The organism is Endozoicomonas atrinae, assembly GCF_001647025.1.
Taxonomy (GTDB): Bacteria; Pseudomonadota; Gammaproteobacteria; order Pseudomonadales; family Endozoicomonadaceae; genus Endozoicomonas; species Endozoicomonas atrinae.
Map to the genome: position 1 here is coordinate 1 of NZ_LUKQ02000957.1, position 241 is coordinate 241.

Consider the following 241-nt stretch of genomic DNA (forward strand, 5'->3'; position numbering starts at 1 on the left):
TACCGTTAGTGTTATCAACACTGGTAATGGCCATGGCTTCGATTTCATCATCACCAAAATAACCATCCGGGTCAGTGATACTGCCCTGGGCGATCTGGTAGACATAGTTGCCATCACTGTTGGTATCGTCTTCGTTGATTGCCGTCAGGTTCAGGCTGGCACTGGTGTTGACCACCGGCGCATCATTGACCGCATTAACCAGAATGCCAACAGGGGCCGTTTCAGTACTGAATGCTGTAGT

The 241-nt window shown here is 49.8% G+C and carries 1 protein-coding gene; it reads right to left on the reverse strand.

Annotated features, from left to right (window positions below; all coding sequences use genetic code 11):
• Positions 1-241 (reverse strand): hypothetical protein (locus AK963_RS34735; protein ID WP_175404854.1); only part of this gene is annotated, 241 nt, incomplete at both ends.